At 40.8% G+C, this 19,708-nt stretch carries 6 protein-coding genes; 3 read left to right on the top strand and 3 right to left on the bottom strand.

Going from position 1 to position 19,708, the window contains the following annotated elements:
* Positions 1-44: 44 nt before the first annotated feature.
* The 3 genes from D6024_RS21135 to D6024_RS21145 all read left to right on the top strand — a co-directional run bounded on the left by D6024_RS21135 (position 45) and on the right by D6024_RS21145 (position 3,961).
* The gene (locus tag D6024_RS21135) at positions 45-896 is read left to right on the top strand and encodes a tyrosine-type recombinase/integrase (protein WP_162944913.1); all 852 of its coding nucleotides are present in this window, start codon (positions 45-47) and stop codon (positions 894-896) included.
* A 910-nt stretch (positions 897-1,806) separates the two neighbouring features.
* Complete coding sequence (locus D6024_RS21140; RefSeq protein ID WP_121356810.1) at positions 1,807-2,307, top strand: toxin-antitoxin system YwqK family antitoxin; 501 nt, start codon at positions 1,807-1,809, stop codon at positions 2,305-2,307.
* Between the two features lie 67 nt (positions 2,308-2,374).
* A complete protein-coding gene (locus tag D6024_RS21145; protein WP_121356811.1) occupies positions 2,375-3,961 on the top strand; it encodes a hypothetical protein in 1,587 nt (528 codons plus the stop codon).
* A 1,579-nt stretch (positions 3,962-5,540) separates the two neighbouring features.
* Here D6024_RS21145 and D6024_RS21150 read toward each other — a convergent pair.
* From D6024_RS21150 to D6024_RS21160, 3 genes are all read right to left on the bottom strand, one after another.
* Positions 5,541-8,852 (bottom strand): sacsin N-terminal ATP-binding-like domain-containing protein, encoded by a 3,312-nt coding sequence (locus tag D6024_RS21150; protein WP_121356812.1) that lies wholly within the window; start codon positions 8,850-8,852, stop codon positions 5,541-5,543.
* Positions 8,853-9,441: 589 nt separating this feature from the next.
* Complete coding sequence (locus D6024_RS21155; protein WP_121356813.1) at positions 9,442-10,008, bottom strand: hypothetical protein; 567 nt, start codon at positions 10,006-10,008, stop codon at positions 9,442-9,444.
* 52 nt (positions 10,009-10,060) lie between these two features.
* Positions 10,061-19,684 (bottom strand): hypothetical protein, encoded by a 9,624-nt coding sequence (locus tag D6024_RS21160; protein WP_121356814.1) that lies wholly within the window; start codon positions 19,682-19,684, stop codon positions 10,061-10,063.
* Positions 19,685-19,708: the final 24 nt, after the last annotated feature.

Raw genomic sequence — 19,708 nt, forward strand, 5'->3', positions numbered from 1 at the left:
TTTCACTTCGTATCATTCCTGAAAGGATGCTAACCAGGAGAGGCATGGAAGTCGAGAAGAATTACTGGAAAAAGTTTTATCGTAGCTACACTGATTTTTTGTACAATGAGAAGGATTTTTTTGACAATTATGTAGGATCAACGATTAAGAACATCAAAACTTTTTTCAATTACCTCAATCGCGATCTTAATTTGGGTGTCGGCATGTTTCACAAGCAATTCTATGTGCGAAAGGAGGAAATTGCCATTTATCCTTTATTGCCGGAGGAATTGAATTTCCTGATCTATAACAAAGATTTTGAGCAAAGGCTTTCTAAGCGGATGAAAGAAGTAAAGGACTTTTTCGTGTTTGGTTGTACGGTGGCACTGCGCATTTCCGATTTGCTCCATCTGAAAAAATCGGCCTTGCGCGTGGTGAATGGACAATATTACCTGTCTGTGCGCTCACGAAAGACGAATATTGATACATTGGTGAAATTACCAGATTACGCAGTAGAAATTTTACAAAAACGCAGAAAAACCCAAAACGGCCTTTTGCCTTCATTTCAAACGTCAAACCTGAACAAATACATAAAAGTTTTGTTGAAAGAAGCTGGGTTCACTCATCCTGTTACTCTTTATCGTGAACGTAGAGGGGTACCGGTCGCTATCCGGAAGGGAATAGTTCTTTTTTGTGACGTAGCCAGTACACATTCGATGCGCAGGACAGCCATTACCACGATGCTTTGCCTTGGAATGCCTGAGCAAGTAGTACGAAAGATCAGTGGACATTCACCAGTGACAAAAGAGTTTTACCGTTATGTACTTTGGGCACAAACCTATCAGGATAGCGAATCGGATCGCATGTTTGAGAAATTAAAAGAAAAGAAACTGATTCTGCAAAAGTCGATTTTCTAATTTTAATGGACTTGTCCAAGTATTTAAAAAACAGGGTAGAAGTAGGTTTTAGTTTAAGAAGTCATGCATCAAAGAAATGAACGCTGAGTTGATCTTTCAATATACGCGGGTTAAATTACAGATTGAATTACGAAATTTCCTTTTGATGATACATTCATAAGGCTTTTGTTGATATTGGGAAGTTACGATTGTTTTCGTGCTCGCTTATTCCACAATACCAAGCCTATAAAACTCTTTTCATAACTGGACCTCTTTGCCTTTCAGTCGAGGACGGGCTCATTTTTTGTCCACCAGGGCAGGAGTCTCTATCGACTTCAATGCTATTTGCGGGGCGAACTTATTTCAATACAGTGCTTTCTTCACATCTGCATTTAAGAATCGTTTCTTTTATTCAATTGGCATAACAGGACTTAGTGAAACAAAGTGAAAAGCAAAGAAAGACAAACTAGTTTTTCCAAATCAGAGAATTGCTGCTATGAAAACACAGGAAAGAATCGTGAATTCATCATTGTTTCGGAAACAGCTAAAGAAACAGCAATCATGGTCACAAAAACGATTTTTTAGCAAGTAGACTGTAGCAAACTTCAGCAAGTATCTGTTAACCAATCGAACAGTAAAAATACCTCAAAATAATTCATCGCTTTCGCCTACAATTGAAGGATATATACAAGCCATACTTGAACACTAAAGAAAAAATTGTTTTTAAGCAACAGGGGGACGGAAATAAGGTATTATTTAAATATTTATTACGGGGAAAAAGCAAGGTTACGATCAGAAGGCTATGAAATTTAGGTCTTAGTGATTATCATTGTATAAAGTTCAATGATACATCTGTTTTAACAGTCATTGAGGCTTATATTCTTCTTAAATGCTAATGCTTATTATTTATTTAAGTTTATAAATCCGTAATATGAAAATTGTCCTAATCCTTTTTTTATTAGGTATAACATTCCCGGGCCTTTCGTATAGTCAAACGATTCTAGACGAAACTTTTAATGAAAACAATTATGTTAAGCAGCGCCAAGGTTTAGACCCTGAAAGCTCCAATGAACTGTATGCAATTTGGTACAGGCTTGTGCAAGACACTTCCTATACGTATAAAAAAACGTTTTTGGATAGCAACTACACACAAATATTGACAAAGTCCTTTTACAAAAAAGACTTGCAGGTTGGTCCGTTTTATGGGTATTTGAGCGGGATACTAACCTTTCAGGGCTTTTATAAACAAGGAAGGCTGGACGGCGAAACACTTACCTACCACAATGGCACAATTGTACAGCGGGCTCATTATACGAATGGTATCAAAACAGGATTATGGGAGGAGTTTGATCTGGAGGGAAAGCCAATAAGGAAAATTACTTATAATATGAGAGGGCTAGTTGTCACTGAGGAGAAAATTCTTTCTGACTAACCCATGAGTCGTTTTTACTGCCAACCTTTGTATGCGCTAATTCCTATTCCCCTTTAAACTATTGTTTATGAAAAAGATCCTTCCCTTTTTAGTTATCTTTTCTTTAACGACCATTTACGGCTTTTCTCAAACTGCTACCAATAAGTTAGAGCCAACCGGCAATGCCGGTGTGGGTACAACAACTCCGCCGGGACTTCTTTCTTTAGCAGGAGACAAGAGTGCTTCATCTTGGACGACAAATGGTGTGAACTTTCAAACCGCTGCAGCTACTTACACCAACAGTTCATCCTCAGGAGGTTCAACTGTTGCGGCCCAAGTTGCTAATTCCTTTGGCGTGCCAACATTTAGTTCTACTAACGCCATTACGGTCACGAATGCGGCTAACTTGTACCTCGCGGGAGCGCCTAATGCGGGAACCAATACCTCCATCACGAACGCCTACGCACTTTACGTAAATAGTGGCAACTCATATTTCGGCGGCCGGCTGGGTATCGGCTCCATGGGGAACGGCTATCCTACCGAGCAACTCAACGTTGGTGGCAATATTGGAGTTATGGGTGGTAATGCTGTCCGGTTGTATGATCAATATAATAGCAATTTTGGAGAGATTTTATTCGATGAGGGCAGCAACTATGTCATGCGCTCCCAGTACTATAATGTGGAAGCACAAGCAGCCAATAATATTAACCTTAAAACTTATGATTATGGCGCTTCTTTTTATTCAACAAAGTTAACGGTTTTGAATGGTGGAAATATTGGTGTTGGTACAACTGCACCGGGGGCCAAATTTGAGTCGCTTTCAACAGGTGAACAGTTACGGCTTTCTTACAGTACTGGCAATTATACATCTTTTACTGTGGCGCCAAGTGGCGCTCTTACTGTGAGTTCACCCAATGTCCAACCGGTCACGTTCAACAATGGTATTGCGATAGGCAATATGGCGGCCAATCTGTATGTGCCTGATTACGCTGGTGGATCTTATGCCACCAATACAGCCTATTTATTAGGTGGCGCCAGCAACACAGGATTTCGAATTGCCCTTCGCGGTACAGGAGCGAATACACTGGGTACTAACTATTCCGGTGCCAACTTTTTGATTGGAGGTCAGTCTATTACGGCGGCTGCTTCGGGCACTCACAGCATTGTAGCCCAACAGGCAATCAAACCTCTTACGATTACCAATACAGGTACAGCTTCCATTACAAACTCAGCCACCCTGTATTTAGAGAACGCTGCAACGGGGGCGCAGAATAATTATTCCCTTTGGGTGGATGATGGCGTAACTCGCTTTGATGGCAGTGTGGGAATTGGTACGAACGACCCTGGCATGTATCAATTGGCTGTTAAAAATACGATTGGTGCTGGAAAAGTAAAAGTGTTAAATACGACAACTTGGCCTGATTATGTTTTTGCGCCCAGTTATAAACTCCCCACGTTAAGAGAAGTGGAGACTTTTATTCAAACACATAAGCATCTACCTGATGTTCCTTCAGCAGAGGAGGTGAAAAAAGATGGTTTGGATGTTGGCGATAACCAAGCAACGCTTTTAAAAAAAATCGAAGAGCTGACGCTCTATGTGATCGAAATTAAAAAAGAAATAGAACAGCAAAAAAGGGAAATTGCAGAGTTGAAAATCAAAGTAGAAAGTAATTAGGGACATTATACGTTTGTTTTAGCTATAAGCACGTAAAAGCGGGGGCAAATGCTCCTGCTTTATTTTATTGGGCGCATTTGCACTACCCTTTTACTAATTGTCACTTTTTGTTCCTGTTGTTCTTTCAAAGAAGAGGCTGAAGATTCGATTTTTCATAACCATTTTAATAAAGATTTCAGGTGGTTAATTTCCCTACCTTATTGACAGAGTTTTAAGCTGCATAAACACATCGCTTTATCCAAGGTCCACATGTGTCATTTCTAAAAATTAATATATCCAGCACTGCTATAACTTGGGCTTTCTGCCAAATAGTATTTACAATTCATGTCCGAGGTTTATGTCGGTAAAATGAAACATGTTTTTATACTTTGAAGTTTTTACTTGGATGTCAAAATGTTAATTCAACAGATTTCTTAAAAATAAGCATGTTTCTATTCTTCATTATTACTAAAATGGAACTACCATACGATTTGGGTGATTTTCGTTGTTTATGTTTGAGGCAACTACAAGGACGCCATATATACAACAGCATCGAATAACATAACACGCATGAATTATGAAATTCATACAGGAGCTATTTTGTATTTCCCAGAAGGATTGCATTATTTTTTGTTGCACCGATTGTTGCCAACTTTTTGACAACAGGTTTTAGTTTCTAGTGAGGCAAGAGATATAAAAGAAAAAAGCTGGCAGCTCAGCAAAAACATCAACTTTCAGTTAGCCACAGCTTAAAAGTCGCCTGATGGCTACTTGGGCTTTTTCACGTTCTAGCTCCTATTTGGCCCTGAAGGCAAGTTTTGTCCAATAATGGACTTTAAAGTGTGAATTCTTCTCAATAAATCCCATATTTGGTTCGAACTTTTGCTGGTTAAGTCCACATTACCCCAGTGTTATTAGTGTAATTAAATTATCGGCCGCTTCGTCCTTTGGTGTGTTGTAGTAAAACCCATTGTAGTTGGCGGTACCGGTTTTTTAAAGATTCCTTTGACCTGAATGGGTTTCTTTTCTTCTTTGGTAACCGTAGCCGCATTTATGATGGCAGCGATTGACGCAGGCGAATAAAATAACGATTCAAATGTGCGGGGCTCATTTGGCAGTTCTGCTGGTATAAGGTTGGTTCCAGGCATAGAGAGGGTGCTATTGTAATGTTAGGGGGGTAGCCCAATAATTACAATAGATAAACCGAATGCCTTAACAAGTATCTTATAAAGGGGTTATTAATTTCTGCAACGACTGCAGCAATCTCAAAATTGAAACAGTGATGTAATAGATGAAAGATTGTGTAAAAAACAACTACTGACAGGCGATGTTTTTCTTTTCAAGTGGTTAATCCAGCATACTGCTGTATCCTACATCAGGAAAACTTCCAACATAATTACAGAAGTGAAGGAAATACTATCTGGCTATTCCTTCATTCACGATTCTTTTCAGTAAATCATAGAGGGCTCTGTCAATAGGATAAATTGTGAGGCCTGGATTACAGGTAACAAGTGAGGTGATAAGAGCTATCTGCTCCATTATCCTGAAATAATTGTTTGCACAACCTCTCATTATTGTTCGGTTTTATCAGGTATTGAGATCAGATAGAAACAGACTGAATTTTTTTTGCTCGCTCTAGCAAATTGTTTACAAACAAATCAAAGGTTGCTGCTTCATCTCCCAACCAAACACGTTTTCCTATTTTGTATTTGAAGTTCTTATTATCAAAATCGATTCCTTCGTCCTCACCGGCTGCTTCTTCGTCAATCAAGGCTTCGATCCTAATAGCTGCGTCTACGCGGTTGCGCAGACGTATGCCGATATCCATAATAAAACGTGCATTCTCTTTGAAATACATTTCGGTGACGTCCTTCAAGTTCTCTGTCCTTCCAAGCACGCATAGCGCGTAGTTGGAAGGGTTTTCAACTGCTGTTTTCCCTTGTCGTTTTGACATATGCACCTTCTGCTTATCGGCTGCATAGGACTTTACCTCCACAAAATAGTGTGTACCGTCGCTGAAGGTAATTGCAAAATCTTGTCCCCAGTCAAACCCTTCCCGTTCTACCTTCAATACCTGGGCGTAGCCTTCAAATGCGTTACGGAACTTTTGTTCAACATGCGAACCAAGATGTCTTAGGAATGCCAGATTTGCCTGTTCCTCCATATGGGCATCTACTATTTCTTGGAGATTTTCAATTCCACCAACGGCCTGTTGTATTCTGGTCAATTGGGTAATGTTGATTCCAGCTTCTACCGCTGCGGAGATCGCATCAAAATGCTCACTTTCTACAATCATCGTAAGTGCTCCAATATCCGCATCCATCTTTATAAGGTTGAAGATGGGTTCGCGCTTTCCTGGAGGTAAACTCTTGAATACGATGTGCGGCTTGTTTGTTTTTAGCCGAGGGAATTCCTGTTCATATTCGAGGTGGGAGTCGAGCCAATCAATTACGCCCATTGCCATCCCGGCGTCATTGTGTAAATAGCGTGTATCAAGCTCTATGTCGATTTCGCCGGATATCGTGCTTTGGTAGCATATTTTTTCTACCGCAGCCGTTTGGAAATCTTGAAGCAACAACGTGCTGCGAATATTTTTTGAAGGAAATAATCGATTGTGCATGTCTTTCAAAAAGTCATCCATACAATCCACATCAACTGCCAGCTCTTTCGCAAGATGAAAATTACTCGACTGATCAGGATAGATGCCATACTCAGTCGAAAACTCTTTTAATTCACCATGGTCTTCAATAAGCCTAACTAAACGCTGTAACCAAAATTCAGAATCTTCTTTTTTCTCAAGGTTGAGCAATGAAAGAAGATTGTTTATCGACCCTGCGAGTTGGACTTTGCCCAAGCAATATTTTACTACAGCCCTAAGCGCCGAGCGGAACTTAAAATCTTCACCTCGTAACTGCGGTGCATTAACGGGAGTTTCCGCCCCAACTGCGATTATTCTTGACAAATGACGTGTAATGGCAAGCCTAGTGTCGTCTGCCCTTTGTCCACCGGTGACAACATGACAAAGCCTTGCAGCTGCAATCAGTTTTTCGTCCGGGTCCTTTTCAGGATGAATATTGCTTTGGCCAATCACTTCGTTTAACTCAAGGGATATTTCTTTTAAACTCCGGTCCTTCTTGACGGCATCACAATTTAGACCGGGAAATATGAGCGTGCTGCGATAAGGCTTACCAAAAGCTGCTCCAGCATCCTTTAGCAGTTCGGGTATTCCGCCTTCCTGTTCCCGTTCGATGAATGCAGCAAAGCAGAAATGTCGATCCTGATTAGGGACGATTTTGAATCGGTCATAAAGGTGTATTTGATCGTTCTTGGTTAAAAACGAATACACCTGATTAAGCCATAAAGCAGCATCGTTCACCTCATTAAATCCAAGATTGTCAATTTTGCCGGAGTTCTCGATGAACTTTAGCAACTCTTCCAAGTTGAGTGCCGCATTTGCGTTCCATGTGTGGCTCTCGGCCTGGATTATGTCTAACCATTGTAAAAACTCGGTCTCTATAGGGATTGCCTTGCCGAAAGGTGCGACACAGAGATGATAGAATGCTAGATAGTCTTTGTCCGAGCTTGCGATTGACGGATCAAATATTGGGAAACGACATTCGATAATTGGCTTAAGGCCTTCAGATGTATTAACAATAGGCAATAGTCTTGCGTCCGTTCTGAATGTAGTTTGAAGTTTCAGTAAAAAATCCTTTACATCAACCTGGTCTTCCTGAAGCGGCAAGCCGGATCTCATTAGTCTATATAGGCCGAGTGGAGGAGTGGCAGGGTCACTAAGCAACTTTACGAGGCTTAGCGCCTCGTCAAAGAGTTTTTCGATTAACTCTCTGTTTCGTTCGACCTTGAGACCTGGTTTCTCTTCATCTCCACTGATGTGAAGATAAAGACCATCACGAGGATCGGTAGGCTCGAAGAAGACTCCATTACAAACAAAATCAAACATCCAATTCTCGGTTCCAACTAATGGAAAATCCTTGAATAAAACCGGCACTTTTTTCTTTAGTCCGATCACTTCATTGATAACACCATCGCTGCCGATGGAAACAGGCACTGCTAATGTCAAACCATCTTTTCCCGGTAGATATGCGAGATCGCTTTTTTTGATATCTCCCGTTTTCTTGTTTTCAATTAATGCTTTGAATAAGAGGATATTTCCACGTAGCGGATGAGCTTCTTCACGGAAAATTCGGTAATGTGAATGGTCTATTTCATTGATAATTTCGATTTCGCCAATTCGTTTATTAAACAACAGAACAAAGGCGGAATTGCTGAGTAAGTCATGAATTCCTTCAAGAGCTGATCGTATTGTTCCACTCGATAGTTCATATACAAAACGAGTATTGAATTCACCTAAGATTGTCTCTCTCTCTTTGGAAGTAAGTGGCGGATACAAGTCATCATTGCTTAGTTGTTCCGTTTGTTTGAATGACTCTTTCACTTTATCGATGAGTTCTTCTGGCGTTTCAGCGTTCCGATCTAAAGTGAGATGAAAACGCTTCGCATCGGTGCCATACTCTAGAATACTATCGATGTGAACCACCTTACTCAGCATATGGGTAGTGATAAAGCCAGTTCCGAACTTGCCTGTTGTTTCAGTATTTGCTTGAGACCCTTTTGAACTGGTTTGCTGTACTAAGCCTATAAGGCTCTTAATATCGAAGGGATCAGCGTTATGTTCAAAAACCAACTCGTGTGCTCGACAGATAACCCGAATTTTAACGGGTCCTAGATTTTCCTTTATGTCCACGTCTTTTGCGTTCTGGACCAACTCCCAAATCCACCGCCGTCGTTCGCCTTTATTATAAGCCGTTTGAATTCCGTTAAATAGCTTGTCTGCTATTGCCTTAATGAAAGTTTCCAACTGGGCATCTTTAACTTGGTCGGACAATGACATAAAATGAATTTTGCAGTTAATTAAGGTCTTTTAAATCAAAGCGTTCATTGAAAATATGGCTTTTAGTTTATCTGTCAAACATGTTGGCAAACGTTTGAAAAATTCTCTATCAAAACTGACGTATTTGCCATTGCTTGTCTGTCACCTCTCCATACCACTCCGGTACTGTGCCTTCGTCTGCTCCATAATTTCTGTTTTTTAGCTTCACGAATTGCTTCCGTTAGGAATAAAGTCGAACGATGTTCTTTTCAATTCGGAACTAATTTGTACTTCTTTATTCGTGTTTCTATATGCGGCTGCAAGGATTTTGAAAAGCGGCTCTGTATTGAGCATTTTTGTTGCGCTGTTTTGATTAAATTTGACGATAGTTCTTTCATCCAGTTCCTTTGCCGTTGGCTAGAAAATGAGCGAAGTGTACTGGAACTTACAGTAAAATTTCCAACTGTTCCGAACCCTCTTTAATTTCTTCTCGTTCATTACTGTAGCGAGTGTAGAACTTCTCAAAGCTTTACTCGGATTTGAAAGATTGCTGGATAACAACGTTGCTGGATTAAACTCCAAATTGGTGTTAATGATGTATGTTGTGGTGTTAGTCTTTTTTAACAAAAATAAATACCTGCTTGATTTTGTTGAAAGCAAATGCCTTGCTTAGCTTATCGCAAACAAAATTGTTAGCAATGGTATCTTGGGCGAAATTGGCTGCGTTGGGAACCTTCATGCCATTCCAACCGCCCTGCTGCTTTCCCGGTAAAATGATCGCAACATGACCGTGTTTTTTGTCATCAGGGTTTCGCCAAACGGCAACTACGCAGCGATTGGAATTAGCAATATTTTGAGCATTATCCAATACCTGCTGTTGATCGCAACTTCCTAAATTCTCCCATTTATCGCTTAACTCAATAAAAAGACGATCTGCAATTTGATTTGCAGATAAATAACCCGAACCAGAAGCTGAACTTTCGAAATCACCAATACCATAAATCTCTTTCACAACACGAGCGACAAATACGTTGCAGTTTTCTGTTGCTGGCGTTTGCTCACAGACACCTTTGGTTTTATCGAGGACAGCAAGCACTTGCGTGCATTTGTCCTCTGTCTGTGCATAAAGAAATAATGAAACAAATGATAACAAAGTGAAAAGGCACAATTTTCTCATAAAATTATTTTTTTAATGATGTATAATGCTTAATTACATAACTAAACAATTTCTAAGTTTGTTGTTTGAAAATAGTATTACAAAAGAATACTGGCAAGTCATTTTCGGCGTCCACATGTTCGTCATTGTAAACCGTGATTGTCATTGCGGGGTATCCATTATCATAATTGACAAACAATTCATCTATATTGGTAGGAAGGATGGCTTCCTTCATGAGTTCCATTTGCATAATAGGAATGGAAGGAAGGGATAAGCTCCGCCGATCGCTCAGATTAACCTTGCCATAAGTGTTCATCAGGTATTTAATCGAAGACTTAAAAGGTAGAACGCCTTTCTTATTTTTATCCATTAGGTTATTAAAGACCGTTTGCAGTTTGTCCCTCACAAGAATCGCATTCAAATATTTCAGATGCACAGTAGTCCAGGTAGGAGGAGTTACAACAGGTGTTTTATATCTGAAATTTGGGTTCTTGATATCCGGGCTGTCGTTCCGTGTGACCCAAACATCTGGCCTAACAGATATGACGGGCTTTTTATTGGGCAGTTCGGCATCCGCAAAAATGTTAGGCCCATGGAAGATTAGTTTTTTAATATCGACAGTATCGCCCACCTTAAGCGGAACAGGAGCGGCTTTGTTCTGTTGTGATTCGGCAATCAGGTAAATATCCCTGATGGATTTTATCCATCCGATTTTCCATTTTCCTGATTCATCTTTTATCAGAATGATATCTTCTGGAACATTCATACTCTTGCCTGATTCAGTCTTCGTATTTACTGGCTTTTGTAATTCTGAATGCAGGTCCGCAATAAACTTAGCGTAGTTGTTTATTATATCATGTGCGGCCCAGTAGGAAATGAACCCTTCAAAATTTCTGAAATTGTCCGCAGCAAATCTATTCAGCGTCTGCGGGCTTTTAAGATTCAGTTTAATGTAGATCTTGTCATTGGGTTTGAATAAGGCGTCGTCATTAAAGCCCAGCAGATATTGCCATTTTCCCAGATTCGTGGCCCATGTTTTCGAAAGGCTTTCGGGAACTACCTGAGAGGTATTATTCAGTTTTATTACCGGTTTCGGAGGATAAGCTCTAATGATCGACGGAAAGTTCTTAACAGATATGGGGTCTAACTGAACTGGTTCCAGTAACTGTATCCATTGAGCATCCTCAATTTCACTAACCCCGTCACTGTTGATGTTATACTCGATATGCGTTATTACCGGCTTCACAACAAATTCATATTTGGCGGGCAATCCCTCGCCTTCGGAATTATTCAGAATGTAGTCAAAGAGGATGGACCAGGTAATTTTATCGTTTTTCCTGAAATCAAGCTTTGACGACTGTATCTGGTATTGGCCCTCTAAAGCCGTTTTGTCTATGATAATGCTTAGCCTGTGATCCTGCAAAGCTTTATTTGGTTGTAGCTCGATCTTTAGCACTCCGTCGTAGTTATAAAAATTATTCAAATTTTCAAGCAGGAGATTTTCAAACTCCTGAAGGTTATCCTTTCCTGTTTCTATGAGATTCTCCAGTTTATCGGAAAGTTCGCCTGTAAGTTTACATGGCTGATCAGACACTGCTTTAAGGATTTCACAGTCTCCTTTTACAATTAGTTTCTTGCAATTTATTAATGTATTCAGGGATTTAGCGTCTGCGCTGTTTATCTTGCTAAGATTTGCAGGAGCGAAAAGTTCGCTCATTTTTGTAAGAACAACTTTTAACGCTTGGTCGGGGTCTATGTCTTTATAATTTTCTTCATTATAGCTGCCTGACCACAAACTTGTGCTGTAGGGTTTTATGCCATAAAAGTTTTTGTTTGGATTTAATGCTACATCCTTTGCCAAGGATTTCAGAACTCCTTTTCTTACTAAGAACGGAACCCGTTCAAGACTTTTATCAACTACGCCGGCTCCTATGCAATACTCTGTTTCCATCAACATTTTATTCAGTTCAGTAAGAGCGTTTTTTAATTTCCTCTCACCCCCATCTGAATTTATATGGTCGGAACTGGCCAGGACTGTACGGGTTTTTACATATTTTATTGATTCATATTCCCATGGTGCATTGATGGCTATGGAGCCGGGAAGTTTGCAGAACCAATCATCACTGACAGCTCTTTTCATAATGAGCTCGGGACTAAGAGCTGTTTTCAAAGCATTGGGCTTGATGAGAAATTCAACCTTCACAGTGTCGGCAGTACTTTCCGTTACGGTTTCGCCGGCGTATTTAAGGGAAGCGTTTATCAATTTATTTAATTCTTCCCTCTTGTCCTTGGGGAGTTCGGTTTCTGCATTCTCATTTGTAATTGAGATTTTAAGGTTTTTATCCAATAGCTGCGCCTTAACCGTATATAAGGTCTCAATGATGTGTTGTTTGCTCTCCAGATCTTCGAGGAGTTTTTTATTGTTATTGCCCGGTTCTTTGTTGAGATCAAATTTTAAAAACCAGGTAATTTTTTTTGCGCTGTCCAATTCGCACCAAAAGGCTAGGTTAATAAAGGGCCAGGAATTAACAGGTATTATTTTGTCAAAATAAGTATGCTTATAATCTTTTTTTGCCATCGAGGGTAGTTCGGCAGCCCTGAACCCGTATATATCACGTAAGGAAAAATCAATTGAATAGCTGGCGCCTACTGCTGCATACCTATTGATGTTATGAACGTCATTTTTGTAGGAGATGAGAGTAGCTACATGATTGTAGAAAAGCTTGTTCTTAATAATATTATCCGGTGTCAGCGGTTTGGTACTATCCTTCATCACCGTTTGCGGCATTATCGGTAATACCGTATCCCTGTTGACGAGCTCTTGGCCGGCAGTATCATTCTTTATGCTGAAATCAATAGGAACATAGTGCTGTACCTCGTCGGCCTGCATCTCCCGCTCTAGTTCAAAACTCAGACAATGCGATGGTAAAATCGTATGATACTCTTTTGCCCAAGTGTTAAATTCACCATTTGCACTAGGGATGTTTAACAGAACATCAGTATATAAATAGTAATCGTTGTGTTCAAGCGATTGAAAGATCGTTTTGGTCGGATCTAAATCTGTTTTTGCATTGGCTACTTTGAAAAAATTATTAAATCCATACACAGGTGCCAGTTGATCTTTAGTCGTCTCGAAGGATATTACAAGTTTGAGTTCCTCCGCAGAGCCGTTTATCGCTTTAAAACTGTTGTCGTTATCGCTGACAAAATAGAACCCTCCATTATTGGTTGTCATTCCTTCCCATAGCAGGCGAACGAAACTTTTGGTGTCTTTAATAGTAGCAATGTATTGGTTGCTTTCTTTGTCGTCGTTTCCACGAAACTGTGAGGGGCGAAAGATTATCGGTGGATGCGTTTTAGGTGAAAGATTTGTTTTTACCAGTGAAAACCCGGCAATAGGCAATGCCAACATCTGGGTTTCTGTAGGGGTTTCATCTGCTTTGTATATGGAAATATTCTCAATGAGGTCTCCAATAGAAGTTTTTCGGTGCACCGCATTGATCAAGACCAAGTCATCAATGGCTACGGTGCCAAACTCGAGTGCGAGGACTGTTTTATCTTCTGCAAGGAAGGGTTTAACGGTTAACTGGACATTCGTACAAATCTTTGTGGAAACTTCCACGGTTTGATTTTCACGGCGATAGAGTTTCTCATCTTTGGTAGAAGCCTTAGTTAAATTAAGCCTAAGAACACATTTTTCAGAATCACCAAAGTGCTCTTTAATTTTAGAAGGTATTTCAAAAAAGCCAAAGCTTTTATCTGTGGTGTGAATGCGTGTGTTCTGTAGGGCGAGTTTCACATCAATCAATTCAAAAGGACTCTTGAGCGTGAAGCTTTTGAATTGATTATCAAAATCACGGTCGGCAATCAGTTTTTTGCCTTCGTTTATAAAAAGTTTAAACTGCTCTTTGTTTTCGTATAATTCATCTTTTAGGTCCCTTGAATATTTTGGAGTCCCATCACTGTCTATTTCAATAGAACTGAGCACGAAGCTGGAATTTTGGTAATTGTCTTCAAGGAGTTGGCCTTTGAAGGGAACAGCCTGTTTCAACAGTGAAAAATAAGATTTGACTACATCATCCCTGTCCTTAAACCTCAAGCCATTATTATAAAAATAATTGAGGTGGCCGATGATGTCGCCGATATGATTATTAATGTTCCAAGTTTTGTCATTGGTGAAGTCGGAGGGCAGGTCAGTGAGGATTTCGGATATTTTTACAGAGAGCCTGAAGTTCTTGTCGTCGCGGTGTTCGTCCAGGCCGTAGAGAAAATTGTAGTAGGTTTCCAAAGTGAGCAAGCCGAGTAAACAGAAATATTCAGGGACCGCCAAGTCTTCACGCAAATCGTAGAAGTCATTCTGATATGATTTTGGTTCTGTGTCGAATTGTGTTTTGTACGTATTATTCAGTTCGTCCTGAATGGCCTTGATCCTTTCTTTTGGAAACGCGGCATCCTTTTGAAAGCTTAAAGCCAGAATTTCTTCGTCGGTTATCCCTTTGAGTGCAATGGTAAATCCATTGAGCGGAGTTGGGTCCTTAACGCCGTTTGCGATCACCTGAATTGCAGAAGATACCGGAACAGGTATAGGCCGGTACAGGCAAGCCCCGGGATCATTAGCGCATGTATCAGCTGCTGAATTCTGAATAAATAAATTGGACTCTGTTCTGTCAAAACCAAAATAGGCTTTTAAGAATTCAGCATATTCATCAGTGGGAGCTGCCGGTTTTTTAAAATCGGCCAAAAACGTAGGACGATAGTTGGGAAATGAGAAGGTGATAGGCGTGTCTTCTAATTTTCCTTTTAATACGCTGCGTAATTGTTCATAGTCCATGCTCCCACCTTCTGCAATTCCGAAAGCTTTGTAAATCCCGGCGTAGAGGGGGCGGAGTATCTGGTCCTTCAGGATATTAAATGTACTTACACGAAGTTGCCTTGTGCCATTAACTGCAGCCACTTCAAACCCGAAAAAGGGAATCGCAAAGTTCCCTATGAAATAATTTTCTGCAGTTTGTTTCTCCGCAGCCCTGGTAAATGTCGGAATGAAAATAACGGGGATATTCGTAATGCCAGTTATTTTAATTTTCTCCGGCACTTGAATCGCTATAAACGAGCACGGTTGCGGCTGACCACCGAGTACATAGGTAAAGCGCACATAAGCATGGAAGGACAGATGAATGGTTATGCAAATGCGGTGTCCGAAAACCTTGAAGCAGGCAATGGTAAAGTCAAATTCAACAATGACTTCTCCCTCGATGTATAAAGGTACGGGTTGCAAACCACGGTTTTTTATCAGGACGAGCGTAAGCCCCACTTCAACGCGAAGCACAATGTGTATACTGGCTTTTAAGATCTTGAAGTCTACGTACCCCACTAATTCCGCAATGGCGCCAATTCTTCCAATCAAGGCAAAATGATCCGGCAATAGTTTTTGCAAGGCGCTGCCATTCTTCTCAAACGCAAATGCTCCTTCAAGAATACCGTAAACGCTTATGGAGGCGCCAACATAAAATATGCCTTTATCAATATAGGCGCCTATTCCTATCCGTATGGCAAAACCTGCTTGGAAGATAGAAGTGTTTTCTACACATTTGCTATACTGCGGGCCGAAGAGCGATAAAGAAGCCGTCTTAAGCCTGGCGACATATAATCCTCCCCATCCTACGAACGGTCGAAGTTGAACCAGGCAGGAGCGAGACCAGTTATTCCCTTTCGGGAAACCAATATCCAGTTTCCAATCGCCTTTGGTAGAAATATCGATACCGAGATTAGGGAGGGTAATTACCAATTCACCAGCATCAATGGTCCTGAGGGTTGGATCGAGTTCGAATTCGAGGGACCACATGCCCAGGTCATCTGAAAGCTTTTTGTACAGGATGTCAATTCCAAAAAGCCCGACCAGTCTGATATATATTCCATAGAGCACCGGGTCATTGAATATAAACTTGAGATCGACAATAGTTGCTAGCGACTCGGGGATAATATTTTCAGATGCCACAAGCCAGTTATTTCCGGGCTTGTAAACGGTATTGGGAAAGCTTTGAGTTTTGCATACATCTATTGCGGGATCAAAAATGGTTTTGATCGCTACCATCGCATCGTTCACTGTACGGATATCTTCCAACCCTGGCAATCCCACTCTTTGTCCGATGCCTAATGTCAACTTTTTTGATTTCTTTTCGACATAAGAAATCAGCCAGGCGATTTTATTGCCCTTGCTGGCGAAGATCAATGCACTAAAATCGTAATCGCCGCTAGGCAATTCCAGCCCCAGTATGGTTAGTCTTGCCCGGGTCAGTCTAAGCAAATACTGATTTCCGAAAGTGCACAGCTCCACTTTCTCGATATCAAGCTTCAAAGCCCCAAAAAGATCCACGTGGATGGCGCTGGTGCCGGTGGCATTGAGCTTAAATCCCAGTGCAAATCCTCCTCTCAAGGACCATCCCAATACCAACTGTCCTTTTAGTGCTTTTAAAAAGCCAAGATCACCTAAGGTCCCCATGTCGAAATCGAAAATAAAGCTGAACAAACTTGGTATTTGAAAATTGGGCAGGGATATATCGTCCAAACTGATATCAGGCCTGGAAAAACTGATTTTTGAAAAATCGAAATCGGGAAAGTCAAGGTCGAACCTCCCGTCGGGTGCCGGAATTTTTTTCAGCTTGAACATTTCAAAATGGCTGAAGGAGATCGGAAAGCTGCTAAGGAATCCATTGCAATCAAAGCTTATTTTGGGAAGTACAAAGAGTTTCGAAAGATCGAAGCTTATTCTGGGAAGCCTTATCGACTCGGCATTAAATTGAAGCCCTACGTTCCCAAACTTCAGACTGTCAAACCTGATCAGGTTTTTGAATCCATTTACATCGTTGGTAAAATTAGCCCCGGCATCAATATCAAACCGGTAGGTGTTTCCGAAAGTGTAACTGAATGCTATTTTGTCGATATCCAATGAACTCAGTATGTTTCCCTTATCAAATGCAATTTTAACCTTTGACTCGGCACTGAACACAAATTCATCCTGCCCTGCAAGGTTTTTTTGATAACGTCCTTCCAGGCGCACCAGGTTTTTGATCATATCACCGGCCTTATCCCCATTGCTAAGCATTGTCTGAAAGTTGCTAACCGGATTTTCAAATAGGTTCTTAATCTTCAGAAAAGCAAAGGATCTGAAATTCCGAATCTCAGCGTTTTCAAATCGAACAAGGAGTTTGGTAAGCATGAACTTCCATGTAAGATTGTCCCTGGAATTGCCAAACTCGTCGTTCAGGTACCTTTTCGAGGTTTTATAATCAGCGGATTCCGTACCGCCTGAAAATAAATCATAGTCTATCAGTCCGAAAATAGATGTCGACTGGATTTCAATTTTTCCTTTATTGATGAAGGTCTTGTTGACCGGAATGGCGACATATTCAAAATTCAAGGGTGTCTCAAGCGCAAGTTTTTCGCCTCCTTCTGTGGGTTGTAAATTTTGCGAGGCCGTCAGCCCTGTAAAAATTGAAGGTAAATGGTCATGATCGGAGACAGGGATGGTCAGTATGAAGACACCGTTCCAGTTTCTATCATTTGCCACCACCTGGTTGGGATAAAAATAATCCTCATTTTTTGCGCCACCCTTGTTTTGATACCGATCTGAAAAGTGATCGAATTTTTCCTGAATAATTTTCTGCAGGGAACTCCAGTTTGGTCGGCCTTCTGCAGATTGCCTCATGTATTTATTCCAATTGGACCATTTGGACGTATCTGCCAACAGTTCATTTACGCTATGCTTACTGTATTTAAATAAAATGATCCGCTCGTTATCTGTATGCTGCCCGGAGCCAAGATTTGCTAACACCAGGTCTACGTCAAATCCGCAAACACTAAAAAAGATATCAAATTCCACCTTTGACAGCGATTCCTTAAGCAGTTTTGGTGTGATGACAAAAAAGACATCTTCTTTCGACATTGATAAGTTGAAATCGGTGTCTATCTTTTTGATGGTAAAACGCAAGGTCTGCTGGTGCTGCGTTTCCTCTGAAAACCTGAATTCGGATATTTGAGACCGATCAGGTTTAAGGTTGCGAACCGGATTCATGTAATTGAACGTATTTGCATCTTTTAGATAGCCTTGTGGTGTGACATAGGTTCCTTTAACCGGCTTCGGTTTTTTGTAGTTATTCAGCCTTATTTTACTGAATACTTTTTCCAATGCAGTCAGGTCGTCCATATCTTGCCCGGCGGGGTAGCCATTTGGATTAGGGTTGACGAAAGCTAGTAATGGAATGATCGGTTGAACAACCTGCTCCAGATCGTTACGATGCAGCCTGGCAATTATATCTGAAAGGAAGGCGCCTGGCCCGCCGGAGATCGTTTCGTCATCGCCTAAAGCACCTGTATCAATTGCTTCATAGGGAATCTGCTTGCTCGTATTGGATTTTGTGCTTTCATCATTGCTGAATAGAGGGGACTTATCGGCATCTACACAATACGTCTTTTCAAAGAACCACAGTTTAGATGTGACAGACCCCTGGAATTCTTCCAACCCGTTCAGGGCCTGGTTCGTTTTCAACTTTGCAGAGAGTACGAAGGCTATATCCAGGCTCGTATGCTGGATCTTGATTCTTTCTGTGCCCGAGTACCCTAATAAAGCTTCGGATTGTTTATTGTCTGCAGTGAAAAGAGTGAGTTTATTGAAAGGTATAAATAGGAACTTCGGATTCTCGCTATCCGGAGTTTTATAAACTGCCATTCTACAGAGAAATGTGGAAAAATCTTTGGCAACATATCTTCTGCCGAATTTGTCTACGTTATTTAAAAGGACAGAAGCCCCGGCTGTTTTTTGGAAAAGTTCTATGTAGCTTACTACTGAGGAAGAATTCGTAAAGTCCCTGTAAGGATACAAGGTTACAAACAGATCAATGTTCCTCGTGAAAGAATTTTCTTCGAAGTAATCGATGAATACCGGGACTGCCGTTTTTCCCTTGTTTAACAGATAAGGAGAATAGGGTTTTATAGGCCTTACCCTACCTTGGTCTTCTTTAAATTGATAAGTCCTGAACCGGATGCTGCCCGAGTTATTTTTAATCTGTGTTGCTGCGTTCGCAGCATCCATCGCAACAGAAGTATTGGAAAGTCTTATTTCCAGTTTTTTAGTTAAAGCAGTTTGATTGTTCGCCAAAAAACCAAAAGCGCCTGAGTCGGCGGAAATGACGAAGGCATCGGTTGCTGCGTTGTAGTCAATGCGGGTTTTGCTTGCTGCTTCAACGTCTAATTGAACACCGTCTTGCCTGTCGACATTGAGAAAAAATACACTTATGTCTTTTATTTGGTTCTTGTCAATTTGTAAACGCGGCAAACCCTCATTGGATTTGGCTTTGGAATACCATATGAAACTTTTCCTTTGCAGATTAGCCCTGCAGACGTCTTCAAGTTCCTGGTTAAAACTGATGTCTTCATGAAAGAATATGATTGAAAACTCATAAGCGGCATATTCCGGTTTAAATGCTTTTTCGATTTCGAATTCACTCTCATTAAATTCTTCGCCTGCATAAATGAAATAATTGACAGATGGGTCGTCCGAGACAAAGAAATACCTGCCTCTTCTTTTGAACTTTCGTATGGGGGCGGCCAGTGCATTCAATGGTGAAAGGGCAACTGAAGCGCCGAGAGTGGCAACAACTACTTTTTTGATAAAATGTCTTCTGTTATTGGAATTGGGCATGGTCGTGGAGTAAAGGTGATAACT

Source organism: Flavisolibacter nicotianae (genome assembly GCF_003628535.1).
Lineage (GTDB): Bacteria > Bacteroidota > Bacteroidia > Chitinophagales > Chitinophagaceae > Flavisolibacter > Flavisolibacter nicotianae.